14 protein-coding genes and 2 pseudogenes are annotated in these 15,557 nt (G+C 64.4%); 10 read left to right on the plus strand and 6 right to left on the minus strand.

What is annotated here, in order from left to right; translation table 11 throughout:
• On the plus strand, positions 1-354 hold a 354-nt coding region (locus NP3_RS49575), incomplete at its 5' end, for a hypothetical protein (protein WP_169814690.1).
• A gap of 190 nt (positions 355-544) precedes the next feature.
• On the opposite strand, the gene ltrA is transcribed toward NP3_RS49575, so the two are convergent.
• Positions 545-1,942: a group II intron reverse transcriptase/maturase gene (gene ltrA, locus NP3_RS44885; protein WP_218025074.1), complete on the minus strand. Its 1,398-nt coding sequence runs from the start codon at positions 1,940-1,942 to the stop codon at positions 545-547.
• Positions 1,943-3,086: 1,144 nt separating this feature from the next.
• Here ltrA and NP3_RS44890 point away from each other — a divergent pair.
• The 5 genes from NP3_RS44890 to NP3_RS44910 all read left to right on the plus strand — a co-directional run bounded on the left by NP3_RS44890 (position 3,087) and on the right by NP3_RS44910 (position 7,094).
• Entirely contained in the window at positions 3,087-4,454 is a 1,368-nt protein-coding gene (locus NP3_RS44890) for a serine hydrolase domain-containing protein (protein WP_063047791.1), read from the plus strand.
• Positions 4,455-4,497: 43 nt separating this feature from the next.
• A complete protein-coding gene (locus NP3_RS44895) occupies positions 4,498-5,229 on the plus strand; it encodes a MerR family transcriptional regulator (RefSeq protein ID WP_063047792.1) in 732 nt (243 codons plus the stop codon).
• Between the two features lie 216 nt (positions 5,230-5,445).
• Complete coding sequence (locus NP3_RS44900; RefSeq protein ID WP_063047793.1) at positions 5,446-5,727, plus strand: hypothetical protein; 282 nt, start codon at positions 5,446-5,448, stop codon at positions 5,725-5,727.
• Positions 5,727-6,068, plus strand: coding sequence for a hypothetical protein (locus NP3_RS44905; protein WP_063047794.1), 342 nt, complete (start codon positions 5,727-5,729; stop codon positions 6,066-6,068). Before NP3_RS44900 ends, NP3_RS44905 begins: the two co-directional genes overlap by 1 nt.
• Positions 6,069-6,278: 210 nt before the next feature.
• Positions 6,279-7,094, plus strand: coding sequence for a class I SAM-dependent methyltransferase (locus NP3_RS44910; protein WP_063047804.1), 816 nt, complete (start codon positions 6,279-6,281; stop codon positions 7,092-7,094).
• A gap of 301 nt (positions 7,095-7,395) precedes the next feature.
• Here NP3_RS44910 and NP3_RS44915 read toward each other — a convergent pair whose 3' ends face one another.
• From NP3_RS44915 to NP3_RS44930, 3 genes are all read right to left on the minus strand, one after another.
• The gene (locus tag NP3_RS44915) at positions 7,396-8,574 is read right to left on the minus strand and encodes a cytochrome P450 (RefSeq protein ID WP_218025075.1); all 1,179 of its coding nucleotides are present in this window, start codon (positions 8,572-8,574) and stop codon (positions 7,396-7,398) included.
• A gap of 234 nt (positions 8,575-8,808) precedes the next feature.
• Complete coding sequence (locus tag NP3_RS44920) at positions 8,809-9,393, minus strand: GNAT family N-acetyltransferase (RefSeq protein ID WP_063047796.1); 585 nt, start codon at positions 9,391-9,393, stop codon at positions 8,809-8,811.
• Positions 9,394-10,100: 707 nt separating this feature from the next.
• Positions 10,101-11,300, minus strand: a complete 1,200-nt coding sequence (locus tag NP3_RS44930; protein WP_063047798.1) for an IS110 family RNA-guided transposase — start codon at positions 11,298-11,300, stop codon at positions 10,101-10,103.
• A 184-nt stretch (positions 11,301-11,484) separates the two neighbouring features.
• Here NP3_RS44930 and NP3_RS51745 point away from each other — a divergent pair, with 184 nt between their 5' ends.
• The 3 genes and pseudogenes from NP3_RS51745 to NP3_RS51865 all read left to right on the plus strand — a co-directional run.
• Positions 11,485-11,769: a recombinase family protein gene (locus NP3_RS51745; protein WP_373864842.1), complete on the plus strand. Its 285-nt coding sequence runs from the start codon at positions 11,485-11,487 to the stop codon at positions 11,767-11,769.
• Positions 11,756-11,884 (plus strand): annotated as a pseudogene (locus NP3_RS51860) (recombinase family protein); the annotation flags it as partial. The gene NP3_RS51745 and the pseudogene NP3_RS51860, both read left to right, overlap by 14 nt.
• Before the next feature lie 25 nt (positions 11,885-11,909).
• Positions 11,910-12,029 (plus strand): annotated as a pseudogene (locus tag NP3_RS51865) (recombinase family protein); the annotation flags it as partial.
• A gap of 196 nt (positions 12,030-12,225) precedes the next feature.
• On the opposite strand, the gene NP3_RS49715 reads toward NP3_RS51865, so the two are convergent.
• Positions 12,226-12,654: a hypothetical protein gene (locus tag NP3_RS49715; protein WP_174566321.1), complete on the minus strand. Its 429-nt coding sequence runs from the start codon at positions 12,652-12,654 to the stop codon at positions 12,226-12,228.
• A gap of 522 nt (positions 12,655-13,176) precedes the next feature.
• On the opposite strand from NP3_RS49715, the gene NP3_RS44945 reads away from it, so the two are divergent.
• Positions 13,177-13,407: a hypothetical protein gene (locus tag NP3_RS44945; protein WP_063047801.1), complete on the plus strand. Its 231-nt coding sequence runs from the start codon at positions 13,177-13,179 to the stop codon at positions 13,405-13,407.
• Between the two features lie 206 nt (positions 13,408-13,613).
• Here NP3_RS44945 and NP3_RS44950 read toward each other — a convergent pair whose 3' ends face one another.
• Entirely contained in the window at positions 13,614-14,099 is a 486-nt protein-coding gene (locus NP3_RS44950; protein ID WP_063047802.1) for a hypothetical protein, read from the minus strand.
• Positions 14,100-15,557 lie beyond the last annotated feature (1,458 nt).

Below are 15,557 nucleotides of genomic sequence, written 5' to 3' on the forward strand. Positions count from 1 at the left end.
CCCGGCTGGCACGACACCACCTGCGACAGCCATGAGAAGGCAGTCATCAACTGCGTCAGCGCGAACACCGATTTCTCCCTCACCCTGGCCTATTTCGACACTCCCGAGGCCGCGGACCGGGATATCCACGCGCCGTCCACGCATGAACAGCTGCGCACCGAGATTCACCCCGATGTCTCCGAACCGATGAAGCTGATATTCACCGACCCCTCGGCTCGGTACGGCGTGATCTGCACCGGATTCAGCACCGATTCCGACCGCAACCACTTCACGGTGAAAATCGAGCAGTACGACACCCCCTCCGACGACGATCAGAAGCTGTCGCTGTGGAAGTCCATGCCGCTCGGTAAGTGACCTGCGTCAGCCCCGAAGCCGGTCGCGCAGTTCGCTGTCGAGTTGTGCGGCAGCGTCGAACGCCGAACAGCACGATCGCTGAGTAGGCTCGGGGCGCGGTGGTTGGATTGCTCCGACTCCGTCTCCCCGAACCTCTCGCCGAACCCGCCGTGCGCCTCTCGACGCAACGGGCTCTCCACGGTTTCTGCCGTCAGGCTGGTTGAAGGGCCGTCCATCTGTTCGGGATCTTGTTGCCCCGCCAGCGATAACGGCTCACCGTCACGCTGTTGAGATCGAACAACTCGGTCCCGTCCACCGCAGTGATCGGCTGCCACCGCCCTGTGACGGTGACGAACCGGCGGCGGATGTCCTTCCAACCCCAATGGTGCCGGGTTTGCAGCATCACGATCATCCGTCTCCAGACGAACTTCTGAAGCACGGCGAATCGGTGCTTCGCCACGGCATGCTTGAAGTAGTTGGACCAACCGCGCAGAATCTGGTTGAGCCGCATAATCACATATCCCAGGCTCTGCTGCGATAGCCGATGGGTCAGGGCACGAACTTTCGCCTTCAGTGACCGGATGGGCCGGTCACCGACGAAGGTGTAGACGAACCATTTGTCTGAGCCACGCTTGCGACGCCACTGGATGTGGAATCCCAAGAAATCGACCCCGTCCGACAGGTGCCGCACCACCGTCTTCTCCGGCGAAAGCCGAAGTCCCAGTGGCGAAAGCACCTCCTCGACCTGTTCACGCATCGCCTCGGTATCGTCCTTGGTCCCATGAACCAGCACGACGAAGTCGTCCGCGTAGCGGACGATCCGCCACGTCGGCGCTCCTTTTCGGCGACGGTATGCCCGCTTGGCCTCGCTGGCCATCGTCGCGCCCGGCTTCCACGGCGCCATCACATGCTCATCGAGCACGCTCAGCGCGATGTTGGCCAGCAGCGGCGAGAGGATGCCGCCCTGCGGAGTGCCGGTCATCGTGTCCTGGTGTTCGCCGAGCTCGGTGAGGAGCCCCGCCTTCAGGAACGCCTTGACCAGCGCCAGGACCCGTTTGTCTTTGACCCGCAACCGAACCCGGTCCATCAGGGCCGTGTGCTCGATCCGGTCGAAACACGCCTCGATATCCGCATCCAGCACCCACCGATAGCCGCGGGTGCCGTAGTAGTGGATCTCGGCGATCGCGTCCTGCGCCCGCCGGTTGGGCCGGAACCCATAGGAGACCGGCTCGAAGTCGGCCTCGAAGATCGGTTCCAGCACCAGCTTCAGCGCGGCTTGAACCACCCGGTCGGTCACCGTCGGAATCCCGAGACGGCGCACCTTCCCCGACCCGCCCGGCTTGGGAATCTTGCGCTCCCGCACCGGCAACGGCCGAAAGGACCCATCTTTCAACGAAGTCCGCAGATCGTCCAGGAACCCCGGAACCCCGATGTACTCGTCGACGTCGGTGACGGTCATGCCGTCGACGCCGGGAGTGCGGGCTCCGTGGTTGCCCGCGACCCGGTCGAACGCCACGATCAGCGTTGCCGGGTCGTGCACGAAGTTGAACAAGTCGTCGAACCGGCGGCCAGGATCGGCCGCCGCCCAACGGTGAAGCTTGGCCTGCATCTCCGATACCCGCCGGCGCGGCCCCGTAGGGTCCACCGGCATGGCGTCACCGTTCGGTGGCGCGTCTTTCGGCATTACAGTCTCCGCCTTTCTCGAAAACCGCTGCCGCCCTTCGCCATGTGACCGGCTTTCCCGGCCTCGGACTACTACGGCGGCTCCGCCCCACCCGGTCCGTTCGACGGTCGGTGCGTCTATCCCCAACTGGCGCAACCGGATTGTTGCGCCACCAGGGAGTCTGACCGAGTGGTTCCCGTGTTCACTGTGTTTCGCTCGACGAAGTAGGAGCCCAACTGTGTCCCTGCGGCATCGCCACGGGTACGCCGTAGACATTCCCCGTGGCCTCCAGACCAGCTTTCATAAACCGGCCATGAAGTTCCCCGCCGCAACCGTAAACAGCAGGGACACACCGCATCCTGCCCATATCCGCCAGATTTGAGCAGGCGGCGCATAAAGGGACGTAACAACGCTGGTTCCTCGCGTACTCCTCTTCATCCCGCTTGCCGGACCCGCACCATCTGGCAGTACTGGCCACGTCCCGGCTTTGTCAGGGCTGCTCCCACCCTCCCCGGCACCACCCGGATCAGGCTGCCCTCAGCTCCACCGACCTGCTACGACAGGCCAGCGATGGGGGTCTCTCACCTCCATTCGAAACACAGCGCCTCACGGCGCAAACGGTGTTTGCGCCAGAACCCACAACGGTGTCAAACAACACCGCCCGCGCGGTCCGCCAGTCGAGCTCGGTCACCACGGGTTCCCGGAATCCCGACCCCGCCTGAGCTGCAAAGTGGATGCGGTGGTGCACATTGAGAAGTAGCAGGTGTTATCTCCGTGGCGTTGATGATCGCAGCACATAACTCAGCACGGTCTTGCCGAGTTTTCGCGCGACTGGCGACGAGCGCCTTGACCGGTTCGAGCATTACGCCAAGGGGCACCTATGAACGAATCTGTCTTGGCGGCGCCCGAAGTCGAAGATGTGATGCGTTCGTCGACAACTCGGGTTTGCAGTCATCGCTGCTCATGGTTGATTGCGCTGATCAGGTCGGTGCGCCGTGGGATCGGGGCCCGGACTGGGTGGGAACGCGACCCGAGGCGTCCGGGTCAAGGACTTGACCTTGCCCCAGGGGCAAGGCTCGAGCATGGTGGCATGAACGAGAAAACACAGCGGGAACTGATCGAATTCGTTTCCGGTGCCGCAGAGCAGCTGGGTGTGCCGGGTGTCGCCGTGGGGGTGTTGGCCGACGGGCGCGAAGGCTTCGCCTGCCATGGGGTGACGAGCATCGTCAACCCGCTGCCGGTCGATGCGGACACGATGTTCGTGGTGGGGTCGGTGAGTAAGACGTTCACCGCGACCGCGTTGATGCGGCTGGTCGCCCACGGCCGGGTGGAGTTGGATGCGCCTGTACACCGCTATGTTCCGGAATTCGCCACCGCGGATGAAATCACCGTGTTGCAGCTGCTCAACCACACGGCCGGGCTGGAATGGAAGCTCGGCGTCGATCCCGGCGAAGGCGACGATGCTCTTGCGCGGCACGCGGCCGAGCTCGCGGCCACGCCGCTGATCGCGGAGCCGGGAGGTCGAGCGTCCTACAGTCAGGCGGGGTTCAACCTGGCCGGACGCATCGTCGAGAACGTCACCGGGCTTACCTTCGAGCAAGCCGTCTCCTCGCTGTTGTTCGAGCCGATCGGGCTGGCACACAGCTGCTACGCGGTCAACGATGTGATGACTCGGCGGTTCGCGGTCGGCCACAACGCCGACGCCGACGGCAAGCTCACGGTGGCCCGGCAGTGGAAGGACAACCGCTCCAACAACCCCGGCGGCGGTGTGGCGACCTCGGTGAGTGACCTGCTGCGGTGGGCGAGGTTCCATCTCGGCGACGGCCGCACCGAGTCCGGTGAGCACCTGCTGCCCACCGAAGAGCTGCATCGGATGCGCGACCAGACCGTGGAACTGCGCGGGACCACCTTGGGAGATGCGTTCGGGATCTGCTGGTTCCTGCGCGAGATCGACGGTGTCTCGACCATCGGGCACGGCGGATCGGGCAACGGCCAGTTCGCCGACCTGCTCCTGGTACCCGAGCACGATTTCGCCGTCACCGTGGTGTCCAACGCCGGCCCCGACGCCGGACTCGCATTCAACCGAGCCGTGGTCACCTGGGCGCTGGAACACTACCTCGGGGTGGTCGAACGCGACCCGGAACCGCTGCCCTACGACCAGGCGCGGGCAGCGGAGATCGTCGGGCACTACGAGAACGAGATGATGCGGCTCACCCTCGACAGCGACGGGACGGGACTGACGATCGCCTGCGCCATCAAACCGGAGTTCCGCGCCGCCACCGATACCGAACTGCCACCCGACCTGCCACCGGCTACCCTCGGCCTGCTGCCCGGCGACACCGGCGACTACATCGTCACCGACGGAGGCCTGGTCGGACAGCGCGGGTTCTTCACCCGCGACCAAGACGGCGTCGTCACCGGGATCGATCTCGCTGGCCGACTGTTCGCCCGAGCGTGAAACCAGCCGCAGGCGATCGGTGCATTGGTGAAAGGAAAAGCGCATGATCACCATCGGACAGCTCGCGCGGTATGCGGGCGTGACGACCAAAGCCGTGCGCGTCTACCACGACCGCGGCCTGCTCCCCGAGCCCGAGCGAGACTCCTCCGGCTACCGCCGCTACCGCGCCGAAGACGCCGTCCAACTGGTCAAGATCAAGACACTGGCACGGGCAGGCGTCCCCCTTGCGCGAGTCAAACAATTGCTCGCCGCGAGCACCGGCGAGTTCACCGCGGCGATCAGCGAGATCGACCACCAGCTCGCCGAACGCGCCCAAGAGATCCGCCGCACCCGTGAACAGATCGCCGAACTCGGCCGCGGCGACGGCCTGTTCGTGTCCACCGACGTCGCCGAATACCTGCACCGCCTACGGCAACTCGGCGTCAGCGAGCGTGCGGTCCAGATGGAACGCGACATCTGGATCCTGCTCCAATCGGTGGCTCCCGAGCAGGCCTCGGGCTGGATCACCGACAAGCTCGACACCATCGACGATCCGCAATTCCAGGCCATATACCTCGACTACGACGCAGCGTTCGACTGGCCGACCGACGACCCCCGCTTGCCGGACCTGGCCGACCGCACCCAGCGGTGGCTGGCAGACCGGCGCACCGGGGCAGGCCGGACCACCCCGCAGCTGGACCCCGCACTGATTCGCCTGGTCAACGACTCGGTCGGGATCACCTCACCTGCCTGGCAACAGCTGGCACACCTCGCGCACAAGGCAGCCGCCGAATAGCACCTCTGCCTCGGCACCGGGTAGCCCGCGGGTAGGTGCCGCGAAGACCCCGCGACTGAAGAACCTGCCCGGTTCGAGCGCAGAGCTGTGCGGCCTGGTTGGCCGATCGGATCTCGGCCAACCAGGCCACCTCGAACCGGCCCTTTCGAAGGACACCGAAGGCGCTCGCCCTTGCGGTTCGGGGCGGGAAAAGTCAATCCCTTCCAGAGCTGACAGATGCCGAAACTCCTTGCCCGCGAAGCCTTTATCGCCGATCAGATCGCATTCAGCTGGCAGCATCGCATGGTCACAGGCGCGCCCGATCAACTCGATCGCAACCCCGCCTTCGCCGATCTTGGGGTCTGCCAGGCACCAAGCCACCGACACACCGTGCGCGGTAGTGATCAGATACAACTTCACCCCCCGAACAAAGTGATCAGGAGCTCGAAGACGAGGCATACGCCGCCGATGATGCGCTCCGGCAACGCTATCGCGCTGGGACGAAACGAGAATAAGTAGTGAGCGAATTCTATGTTGAAGGCATCTTCCCGGTCAGTTTCAGACCGAACCCGTTCGTCGTCGGCCGGGCAGTGGGAGACTTCACGATCGGCCAACAGGTCGAGTTACACAAGAAGGATGGAACGACCTACCAGGGAACCCTGGAAGCGCTCGACTTCCACCAGTCCGCGCCGGGCAAGTTCTCGCTCGTCTTCTCCGCCGAGGTGTCGTCTCGAATCGAACCCGGCGACGTGGTCGCGACACACGATCGTGAACAAGGCCTTCGCGCCGCTGAAGACCTGAACGCGCCCGTGTCGCACCAGACGATAGGAAGCCAGCGGTCAACACCCGGCGCCGAGTAAACGGGAGCGCGCAACGGGTGCTGATCGGCCGGGGCACCCGTGCTGGGGGCCGTCCTCGTAGCGAGACCCCTGTACTGCTGGGCACAGCATCAATACAGTCGTCGGCTCGTCCACACCCGCGAACACCCGTAGAAACGATCCGGCATCGGGCAGTTGCGGCCGGGCGTCGCCTCGATAGGCGGCGCCGAAAATGTGAGTACCGTCGCTGGCGTGAAAGACACCGGACTCGTCGGAGTGCAGAAGACCGTCAGTCCCGTCCTCAAGGCCAAAGCACTCGACAACCGGCTGCCGGACCCGATCCTCGGCGACACATACGCCGAGCAGACGATGCGCCACCTCGACCCCGACTACGACAACCGCAGATTCGGCACCAGCCAGATGGGCCTCGCCGCCGTCGTACGCGCCAAGACCCACGACGACTGGGCCCGAAGCTACCTCGCCGATCACCCCGACGCAGTGGTGCTGCACCTGGGCTGCGGCCTCGACGCCCGCGTATACCGGATCAACCCACCCGCCACCGTCGACTGGTACGACCTGGACTACCCCACCATCATCGAACTGCGCCAACAATTCCTGCCACCGCGAAAGCACTACACCCTGATCAGCTCCAGCGTCACCGACCTGACCTGGCTGGACCGCATCCCCCGCAGCCGACCCGTGCTGATGATCGCCGAAGGACTGGTGCCCTACCTGACCGAGACCGACCTCCGGCGACTGCTGACCAGCGTCGTCGATGCCTTCCCCACCGGCCGAATACAGCTCGACACGGTGCCGGTCTGGGCATGGCGCACCTCGAAATGGGACCCCACCCTGCGCAAATACGACACCCAATTCCACTGCGGCTTCAACAATCCAGCCGCACTGGCCGATTGGCACCCGCGCCTCGAATACATCGACGAGGCACCGATGAACGACTCACCGGTGCTCATGGCCAAGGCGCCCGCGAACGTCCGCCGCATGTACCGCCTCCTGAACCTGCTACCGGGCATGAAACGCTCCACCCGCATCGTGCGGTTCCGGTTCTAATAAAACGACCAGCGAAACGAAGAGCCACCGATGAGCGCCGCCACCGAAATCATTGCGCCGCGACCTGAGGGCCCCTGCCACGATGGTGTCCCCGAATCCCCGCCAAACAAGTTGGGGATTTCGGGACATCTAAATCCACTCCAAAGACCCCGGTGGAACGCGATGTCATCTCCGGCGCCACCGATGACCGACAGCTGGTTGGCGTTGGTCGAGCCATCCAGCCGATAGCAGAATCATCCGTATTGAGCGGGGTCCCAGGTACGGGTCGGCTTGTTGGTGATGATGAACCGCAATGCCTTGATCATGATGTCACCTCCTTCCTGGGGCTCGGTCGGGCGCGGACAGGACTTGTGGGGTACCGCCGCAGGGTGAACGGCCTGGGGATCGCGGCATTGGTCACGATCGGGCGGGTATCACCGCCGCCGATGACGCGCAGAGAGGTGTTCTCGATGAGGGTGGTGGCCGCATCGGTGACCAGATCGTGGGCGACCGCGGCGCCAGCGCAGGTGAAGGGGCCGGAGCTGAAGGGCACAAATGGGCCGTGTTCGCTCGGTCGAATCCAGCGGTCGGGTTGGAATGCCCCTGGCCTGGTCCAGTGTTCGTTGTCGTGATGGAGCAGATAGGGGCTGACCGACAGCAGGTCGCCGGTCTGGAAGGCGATCCCCCCGAACTCGGCGGGATAGGGGACGGGACGGCTGACCATCCAGGAGACCGGCCGGTGCCGCAGGGCCTCACATACCACCCAGTCGACGGGCCAAGGCCATGGTGAGCCGGGAGAGTGGAGACTGCCCAGCAGCACCGACCACGCGAGCGAGTAGCCCAGCGGTCCCACAATGGACCGGAACATCAGCACATACAGCTGCGCCACCGTTGTATCGGCGACGCCGTCGGGACAGGCACCGATCACGGCATCGAGCAGATCCCGTGGTTCGGCTTCCGCAGTGCGGCCGGTGGCGCTGCGCCGGTCCCGGATCTGCTCGTTCAGCGCGGTGGACAGCTTGGCGCGCAACAGCTGCGCCCGCGCCCGCTGCGCCATTCGGGCCGGGCGAAGCGCGCCCACGCGCGCATTTCGCTCCAGTAACTGCCGCAACTCGGGAGAACCATCGGGGTGCAGCAACACGTCCGCGGTGCACCGATACACCAGCTCGACCCCCGTTGCTGGCCAGCGGGTGACGGAGGGCATTTCGATCACCGCCGCCGTCAGGGACTCGCGATACTCGGGCGTATGCGTCCGCAGAAACGCGCGCACCGCGCGGCCGAATTCGACCTGAGCAGACCGGGAAGGCAGCATAGAACCGAAGAACCCGGACTTCCCCGCATTGAAAGCGCGGTCACTCAACACCCTCAGCGCCAGACCCGTATCGCCGACACACCACCCGCCCCACGGCAGCGCGAAAACCTCTACCGGGCTGATCCGGCGCAGATTTTCGAGGAAACCCAACGGATCACGCCGGAATCGGCGCATCTCTGCAAAACCCATCGGACGGTCCTCTCATAGAGAGGGTGAGCGATTCATCAGATGTTCTCGAGCGGATTTATCCACTGGCTGTGCGTACAAACGCAGACCACGCATATCTCGACCAATTTTACAAGCGAGGCCGTGCAGGTCGACAACGAGGCGAGTACCCCGGCACCGCCCGGGCCTATCGAACACTGTGCCAGCAGTGATATCGGTTCACGATCACGCGACCGCCCGGCAACCGGTCATTGAGGTCTAACCGGTGCAAACCTGATCCGCCTCGGCGAGGGTTCCCGTTGCCAGGCGCGCGTACATGAACATGTCGCGGCGTCGATTGCCGACCTTCTGCCACGATCTGAGGAGCCCTTCGCATTCGAAACCGGCTCTCTCCGCAGTGCGGATCGAAGCGCGGTTCCAAGGTTCCACGTAGAGCTGGAGCCGAGGTATATGCAGCTCTTCCAGCGCCCAGGTAGCCATTGCCTCCAGAGCATGCGCGGCGACGCCATGACCGCGGGCAGAGCGGACCACCCAGTAGCCGAGCGATGCGCGGCCTTCGTCGATGTCCTTCAAGGACAGGTCGATGCTTCCCAGTGGTGTGTTGTCCCGTCGCCGGACGATCACCATCGGGTATCCGGTTCGATCGGTCGCTCGTTGCCGCTGGCGTTCGACAAACCGCGTTGCGGCCTCGCGCGAGAAGGTCGCTGGCACCGTGGTTATCGGAATCAGGTCGTCGGCAGAGGCTTCCCTAACAAGCTCGAGATCTGCCGCAGACAACGACCACGGGCGGAGTTCCAAGTCTGCGGTGGCTCTCAGATGCGGTATTTGCAGAGGGTCGTCCATGGTCAGCCTCCCCACAATATGCACAAGATATCGGGCCCGGTATCACCATTTACCACTTCCATTTCCGAGTACCGCAGGCACACGCCGACCCCGCAATTCGATCGCCTCCGGCAGGCATCGGCCGGTTCGCGCGATAGCGGACGGAGCCGAGCCGGAAAGCTGGGCAGGTCGGCGACTACCCGTCCCGAAGGTAGTACCGAACTCCTCGGGCTGAAAGGCGCTACTTCGATCCGGGCGAACGTCACCTCGCCCGGCGGGAAGTCGCCGATGATATGGCGCATGGATGCTGTCACAGGTGACACATCCCATGCTGCCGAGCCACGACTGCCTCGTCCTTCTCTATCTCTCGCCGTCAGTCGAACCGGCCGAGCCGATGCAACAAGTCGCTGAGGCGATCTCGACACCGAGCTTGGTGAGCACGGCGCAGACCGACTCGACACCCATCGCAGGCCACGGGCTCCCGCCGACCCTGATGCTCGCTGATGAATTCGACGATCAACGCACGGGCCGGTCCAGCTCGGCCGCGAAGAGCGGTATGCCTCCGTTGTCGCGACATCCTGACCGCCGGTGAAGACCGAGTGTCGAGAATCGTTCATTTTACCGACGTCGCATCGTCGACACCCGCATCCCTGGTCGCCTTCGTTCGGCGGGTGTCTGAAAAACGTGTTGAAAACCCTTGTTGTCCAACAATGATGCTCCTATTGCTGTCAAGCCGCAGCGAGCCAGTGTCGGTAGGTGTCGGCGAAGTCGTCGTCGCGTTGGAGTCCACGCTCGATGCGGGAGATGGCGGTGGGCCAGATGCCGAAGTGGTGAGCGGCGGCGGTGACGGTGATGTTCTTGGCTTGCCGGGCAGGCCGCAGGTCGCGGTAGTCCGGGATGGCGATCGCCTGTGTGAGCAGCTTGAATACCTCGCGGGCGATGGCGCGTTTGAGCAGTCGCAGGATCTCGAGTTTGCTGCGGCCCTGGGCGGTCTGGCGTGCGACGTAGTCGCGGGTGGGCCGGTGGCTGGACATGCGCACGAGCGCGACGCGGTGCAGCGCGTTGTTTCCGGCGCGGTCTCCGCCGCGGGAAAGCCGGTGGCGGTTGGTTTTTCCCGACGATGCCGGGACCGGCGCGGTCCCGCAGAGGGCGGCGAAGGCCGCCTCGCTGTTCAGGCGGTGCGGGTTCGTCCCGGCCGTGACGATGAGCTGGGCGGCGGTGTCAGGGCCGACGCCGTGAGCGGCGCGCAGCGCGGGATTGAGATCGGTGACGAGCCGGTCGATCTGTTCGGTCAGTGTGGTGCTCTGGTTTTCGAGGAACTCGACACGATGCGCGAGTGCCTTGGCCGTGGTCAGCACCGTGGCGGCGACAGAGTCGCCGACGGCGGCGGGCCGACAGCGGGCCAGCGTGGTGATCAGCACCGATGTTGTTGCCCTACGGTATTTTTCGCGGATCGCATCGGGAGCGCTAACCAGCAGGGCCTTGATCTGGTTGATCGCGGCGGTGCGGGCCTTGACCGCCGATCGGCGCGTGCTGAGCAGGGCGCGCAGGGCCAGGGTGTCGGCGGCTTTCGGTGTTGCGACGTCACGACCGGCCAAGGCGATCCGTGCGGCGGTGTAGGCGTCGAGCGGATCGGATTTACCGCGGCGACGGCGATCGCTGCGATCGGGGCGAATGACCTCACACACCTCGACCCCGGCCGCGGTCAACGCCCGGGTGATCCCGGCGCCGTAACTCGAAGTTCCCTCGACTCCGGCCAGTATGAGGCCGCCGTGTCCGGTCAGGAAGGCCACGGCCGCGCGGTAACCGGCCGGTGTCGTGGGGAATTCGCGGTCGTCGAGGTGGCGCCCGGTCGTGGTGATCACGGCTGCGTGGATGGTGTCGGTGTGGGTGTCTACACCGGCGACGACCTCGCGGGTTTCTGTCATGCTGGGCATGGCTCCTTCGTTTTCGACCGGGAGTCCAACGCCGAAGCGGGGGCGGGCAGACAAGACATTGACGAGGGAACTGCCAGGCTCCTGATTAAGTCATGTCCGCTCCTGCTCCGGTGCAGGGAGACAACACACGCCCCGCGACCAGCCGGACAGATCAAGTTCAGGACAACCCAGCAGGGTGTCAGTCGGACCCAGGGTCACGACCAGCGCGGGAACGCTCATACATCATCAATGTCGGACCTTTCTCGTACAGTCCGGGCACGACCGACACCCTCGACCGCCAGCCCGCGCTCGTCCTCGACGGCGATGCCCTCGATCCGATCGGCGGGGCCGTGCGCTCGTCGGCTACGGGCGGGTCCCGACCAAGGGCCAGAACCTCGACCGGCAGATATTCGCGCTGCGCGGAGCCGTGTGTCAGACGATTTTCGCGGACAAGAAATCTGGCAAGAATGTCGACCCGTGACGAACTGTGGCGCTGCCTCGACTACCTGCGCCCCGGCGGGAGCCTAGTGGTGCCGTCGATGTATCGGCTCGGCCGCTCGCTGCAGGATCTGATCTCGATCGTCGCCGGACTCCGCAAGCGCGGCACCGGATTTCCGGTCCCGACACGAAGCGCTCGACACCACCACACCGGGCGGGTGCCGGGTCTTCCACGTCTTCGCCGCACTCGCCGAGTTCATCCGCGAACTCATCGTCGACGGCACCAACGAGGGCTTGGCCGCTGCTCGCGCCCGCAGGCAGCGCCTCGGTCGCCCACCAGCTATGTCCCCGGAGCAGACCGCGCACGCTCGCGTCATGCTTACCCGCCCCGATGCCACGGTGTCATCGATCGCACGCGTTCTCGACGCGCTCCGCGATCTACGAATACGTGCCCGAGCTCGGCACTGGACCGGCGAGCCTCGAAGCCGAACCCACCGAGCTAGTCGTCGTCGTGCCCGGCGAGTTGCCGCCCCAGTAGCCTGGCCGCGTCGACGATATCGCTCAATGATTGGTCATACCTGGGGCCGTCGTCGTCGTCATCGAACTCGAGGGCCTCGGTGAGCCGGAGCGCGTGTCGCACCATGACCTGCTCACCCACCACGACGAGCCCGCCGATAGTGCCCGTGCTGCCGATCTTGGTGAGTACGGCCACGAGATCGACCTGGTCGGCCCTGGCGAATGGCCTATCGATGTGGATCCAATCCCCGCGATTCGTGGTGACTACCCGTCTGATCACGACATCCGGTGCGGCCCAGTCTTCTTCAGCGTCCAAGACCTTGATGCTGATGCTGTCGGGCTCAATGTGCGCGCCGTAACTGTTCTCGGCAATGAGTTGGACCAGAGTGTCCCACTCGTCGCTCTGTTCCATGTGTTCCCCGTCCACGATCAGCAACGTCCCGCTGAACCCAAGCGTAGCAGGATCCGCTGCGGCAGAAGCGAACTCGTCCAACCGATACGATGCCGTACCCGACTGACCACCGATAGTGACCTGGGATGGGAATGTCATCTGCGGTCGGGCGCGCTGCGTAGTTATGGGTTGGGCGTAAATCGCCAACTGGACGGCGCCATCACGGCGTGGCCGTTTTCGTTCGTGTCACAGCGCCTGTGCGCCTATTTCTCGGTGGCCGTTCTTGACCGCATCAACGATCTCCGCCCCTACGCCGACAACCTCTGGCAGTTGCGTCGAGTTCGACGAGGTCGATGGCTCGAACCTGCAACACCACAGCTCGATCAGTCGAGATCGACCCGAGCCTTCCCGGTGGGCTCCGACATCGCGCACCGTCATCGCGCCAGCCCCACGATCGAGTAGATCACTACCCTAGCGGCTCCGAATCTCCACAAACAGACTGTTCCGTATCTGATGCTCGACACAACGACCGAGAGGACAGCCATGAACAAGATCGCCACCACCCTCGCCACCTGCCTCCTCGCGGTCGGCGCCACCGCCGCCCTCGTCACCGGCATCGCCGCGGCCAACCCCGGCGGCACCTACATCGGCAACTACGCCACCTTGGCCGCCTGCGAGGCCGACGGCCAGTCACCCAGCACCGGCGGCACCCACTACGTCTGCGAGCTGCAGGCCGACGGCACCTACGACCTGTACACCGGCGTCCCCGCCTGACCCCGGTCCGCGACCCGGCGCTCAACACGCTCCCCTTCAGGGTTCCCGTAGTAATTCCAATGAAGTTCGCGTAGCGGCTGGCCTTGCAGCCGGATCAGGCCGACCGGCCTTCACGGGCCGATCGTCGTTGATGACCTTCACGGCCACGAATGGCTGGCGGTCACCTGGCTTCGCGCTTCGCCGATCTCGCCCTCGGGTGGGCGAATTCAGTACTGGTCCTGGCCGTGTGCGAGCGGATTCGGCTCGGATTCGTCCGCCGCGATCTCGCCGCCTGTTGCCGGGACCACGCACAGAACGAGTATTAGCAGGCTCACGGTGATCGGGATGAACAAGTAGGCGAAACCGCTGTTGAACAGTTGCGCGATGCTCGCGATCAGCCCCACCCCGGACGCAAGGATCAACAGGACTCGGCCCGTAGTCTTTTCCGCCAGCAGCAGGAATCCGCCAACGAACCAGAGCAGGCCGATGGCCACGGCGACGATCCCCATGATGATCAGGTTGGTGTACTGGCCAATCTCGACTGACGATTCGCGGGCGCGATCTTCGATATCGACCAGTACATAGAGGATCCACAGGATTCCGGCGATTCCGGTCAGCACACCGAGGATCAGCGCGATGAAGGCCGCGGTGACCGCGGCTGCGCCCCACAGGTCGGGCTTCGCCAACTCCAGTTGATCATGCGGGTCTTTCACAGCCCAATCCCCTTCCCGTTTCGCGCGAACCTACCGCGCGGTCACGTGCGGGCAGAAGCGATTCGGCGATGCGTCAGTAACTTCTCATCACGAGAAACGCAGTGCTCGACGCCTCGACGGAGCTAGGCGTGTCACGTTCGACGGACGGTGCTGCCTCGATGATTTGGGTTCGACCGACCACCTGTCGAACAGCACTTGGAGGTTGGATTTTCGGTGATCACTACCAGAACCCCAGAATCGATCGACAGCTCACGATCGCATGGAGCACTGACAAACCCAGCCGCGCAACCCCTTTCACATCCCGGCCGGTCGCTCAAAAGATGTGCCGACTGCCCCGCGAACACCGGACGTCCCCGCCGCTACTGCGCAGCAGCGTGTCGTCAACGCGCCCGCCGCAGCCGTGCAAGCCGCCCGCCGACCAGAACTCGGACACGACCGACCACAGATCAGCGAAACCGTTGCGGTCGAGTGACTCCAGTCGATTCGACGACACGAATCAGTTGGTGATCATGACCAGAGTGATCATGGATCTGGCTGAGGCTGCTGTTAGGGACAGCCCCGGAACTCAGTGCAGATTCAGATAACTACGTACCGCACGTATCTGAACCGACCGCCGCACTCGGACTGGCGAATCCGCGTCCAACACGCTTTCATTGCTATAGGGGAAGACTCGCGGATCGGCCTGTAACGAGGTCACAACTCAATGCAAACAAGCGTTTTCCGGACGCAAAGGTCACGATCCCGCGTCCGGCCAGATCCCTATCCCTCAGAATCGGCTGCAGCGCCGCCCCTATCGCTCGCCGACACCGACGGGCCGCCTTCGACATCGCACCTGCGACAGTCTCACCCGGCATCCAATCAGATTGTCGCAGATGGATAGTCGTCCAAGTTAACCGTCCACCGAAGCCGGTCACGAGGTCACACGAGCCCACATACCCAGTCGACGGAGGCGCGCAGGCTCTCGGCAAATCACGACGCTGGTACCTCATACAGCTCAGAACAGGCAACCTACCAGGACACAAGGCAGGCCGGACGTGGTTCCTCACCGCCTCCGACATCACCACCGCAATAGACCAAACCAGCAAACCAACGAAACCGCTCCCCCGCCCGCCCGGCACACCCTCACCAGAAACGACCGACGAAGCCGACCACCCCGAACAGCGACGACGTCGCCGACCTCGCCGACGAATTCCACCCCAGCACAACACCTGATGAGCACCCTGCCGCGCGGAAAACCGACAGCGCAACAGGGAACCGCACGGTCTGGAGGAGACCGCCAGGTGTTGCCCTGCACCTGCCTCCAGGCCGTGCCCACCACCAACACAGCATCTGCCGGTTGCCAGTTGATCTGGTGTGCGGTCCCACCGATGGCTGCGATACGTCAGGTATGGGCAGATTGCCGCGATCGATTTCTGCCGGATCGGTGACGCAACCCGAGGTGCAACACCCTCATTTCGA

Origin of the sequence: Nocardia pseudovaccinii NBRC 100343 (assembly GCF_001613225.1) — a bacterium.
Taxonomy (GTDB): domain Bacteria; phylum Actinomycetota; class Actinomycetes; order Mycobacteriales; family Mycobacteriaceae; genus Nocardia; species Nocardia pseudovaccinii.

Bases quoted from the DNA above. Each gene is read 5' to 3' on its own strand.
- ltrA (WP_218025074.1), bottom strand. From the start codon at position 1,942: ATGCAGGCCAAGCTTCACCGTTGGGCGGCGGCCGATCCTGGCCGCCGG.
- NP3_RS44890 (WP_063047791.1), top strand. From the start codon at position 3,087: ATGAACGAGAAAACACAGCGGGAACTGATCGAATTCGTTTCCGGTGCC.
- NP3_RS44895 (WP_063047792.1), top strand. From the start codon at position 4,498: ATGATCACCATCGGACAGCTCGCGCGGTATGCGGGCGTGACGACCAAA.
- NP3_RS44900 (WP_063047793.1), top strand. From the start codon at position 5,446: ATGCCGAAACTCCTTGCCCGCGAAGCCTTTATCGCCGATCAGATCGCA.
- NP3_RS44915 (WP_218025075.1), bottom strand. From the start codon at position 8,574: ATGGGTTTTGCAGAGATGCGCCGATTCCGGCGTGATCCGTTGGGTTTC.
- NP3_RS44920 (WP_063047796.1), bottom strand. From the start codon at position 9,393: ATGGACGACCCTCTGCAAATACCGCATCTGAGAGCCACCGCAGACTTG.
- NP3_RS44930 (WP_063047798.1), bottom strand. From the start codon at position 11,300: ATGACAGAAACCCGCGAGGTCGTCGCCGGTGTAGACACCCACACCGAC.
- NP3_RS49715 (WP_174566321.1), bottom strand. From the start codon at position 12,654: ATGGAACAGAGCGACGAGTGGGACACTCTGGTCCAACTCATTGCCGAG.
- NP3_RS44945 (WP_063047801.1), top strand. From the start codon at position 13,177: ATGAACAAGATCGCCACCACCCTCGCCACCTGCCTCCTCGCGGTCGGC.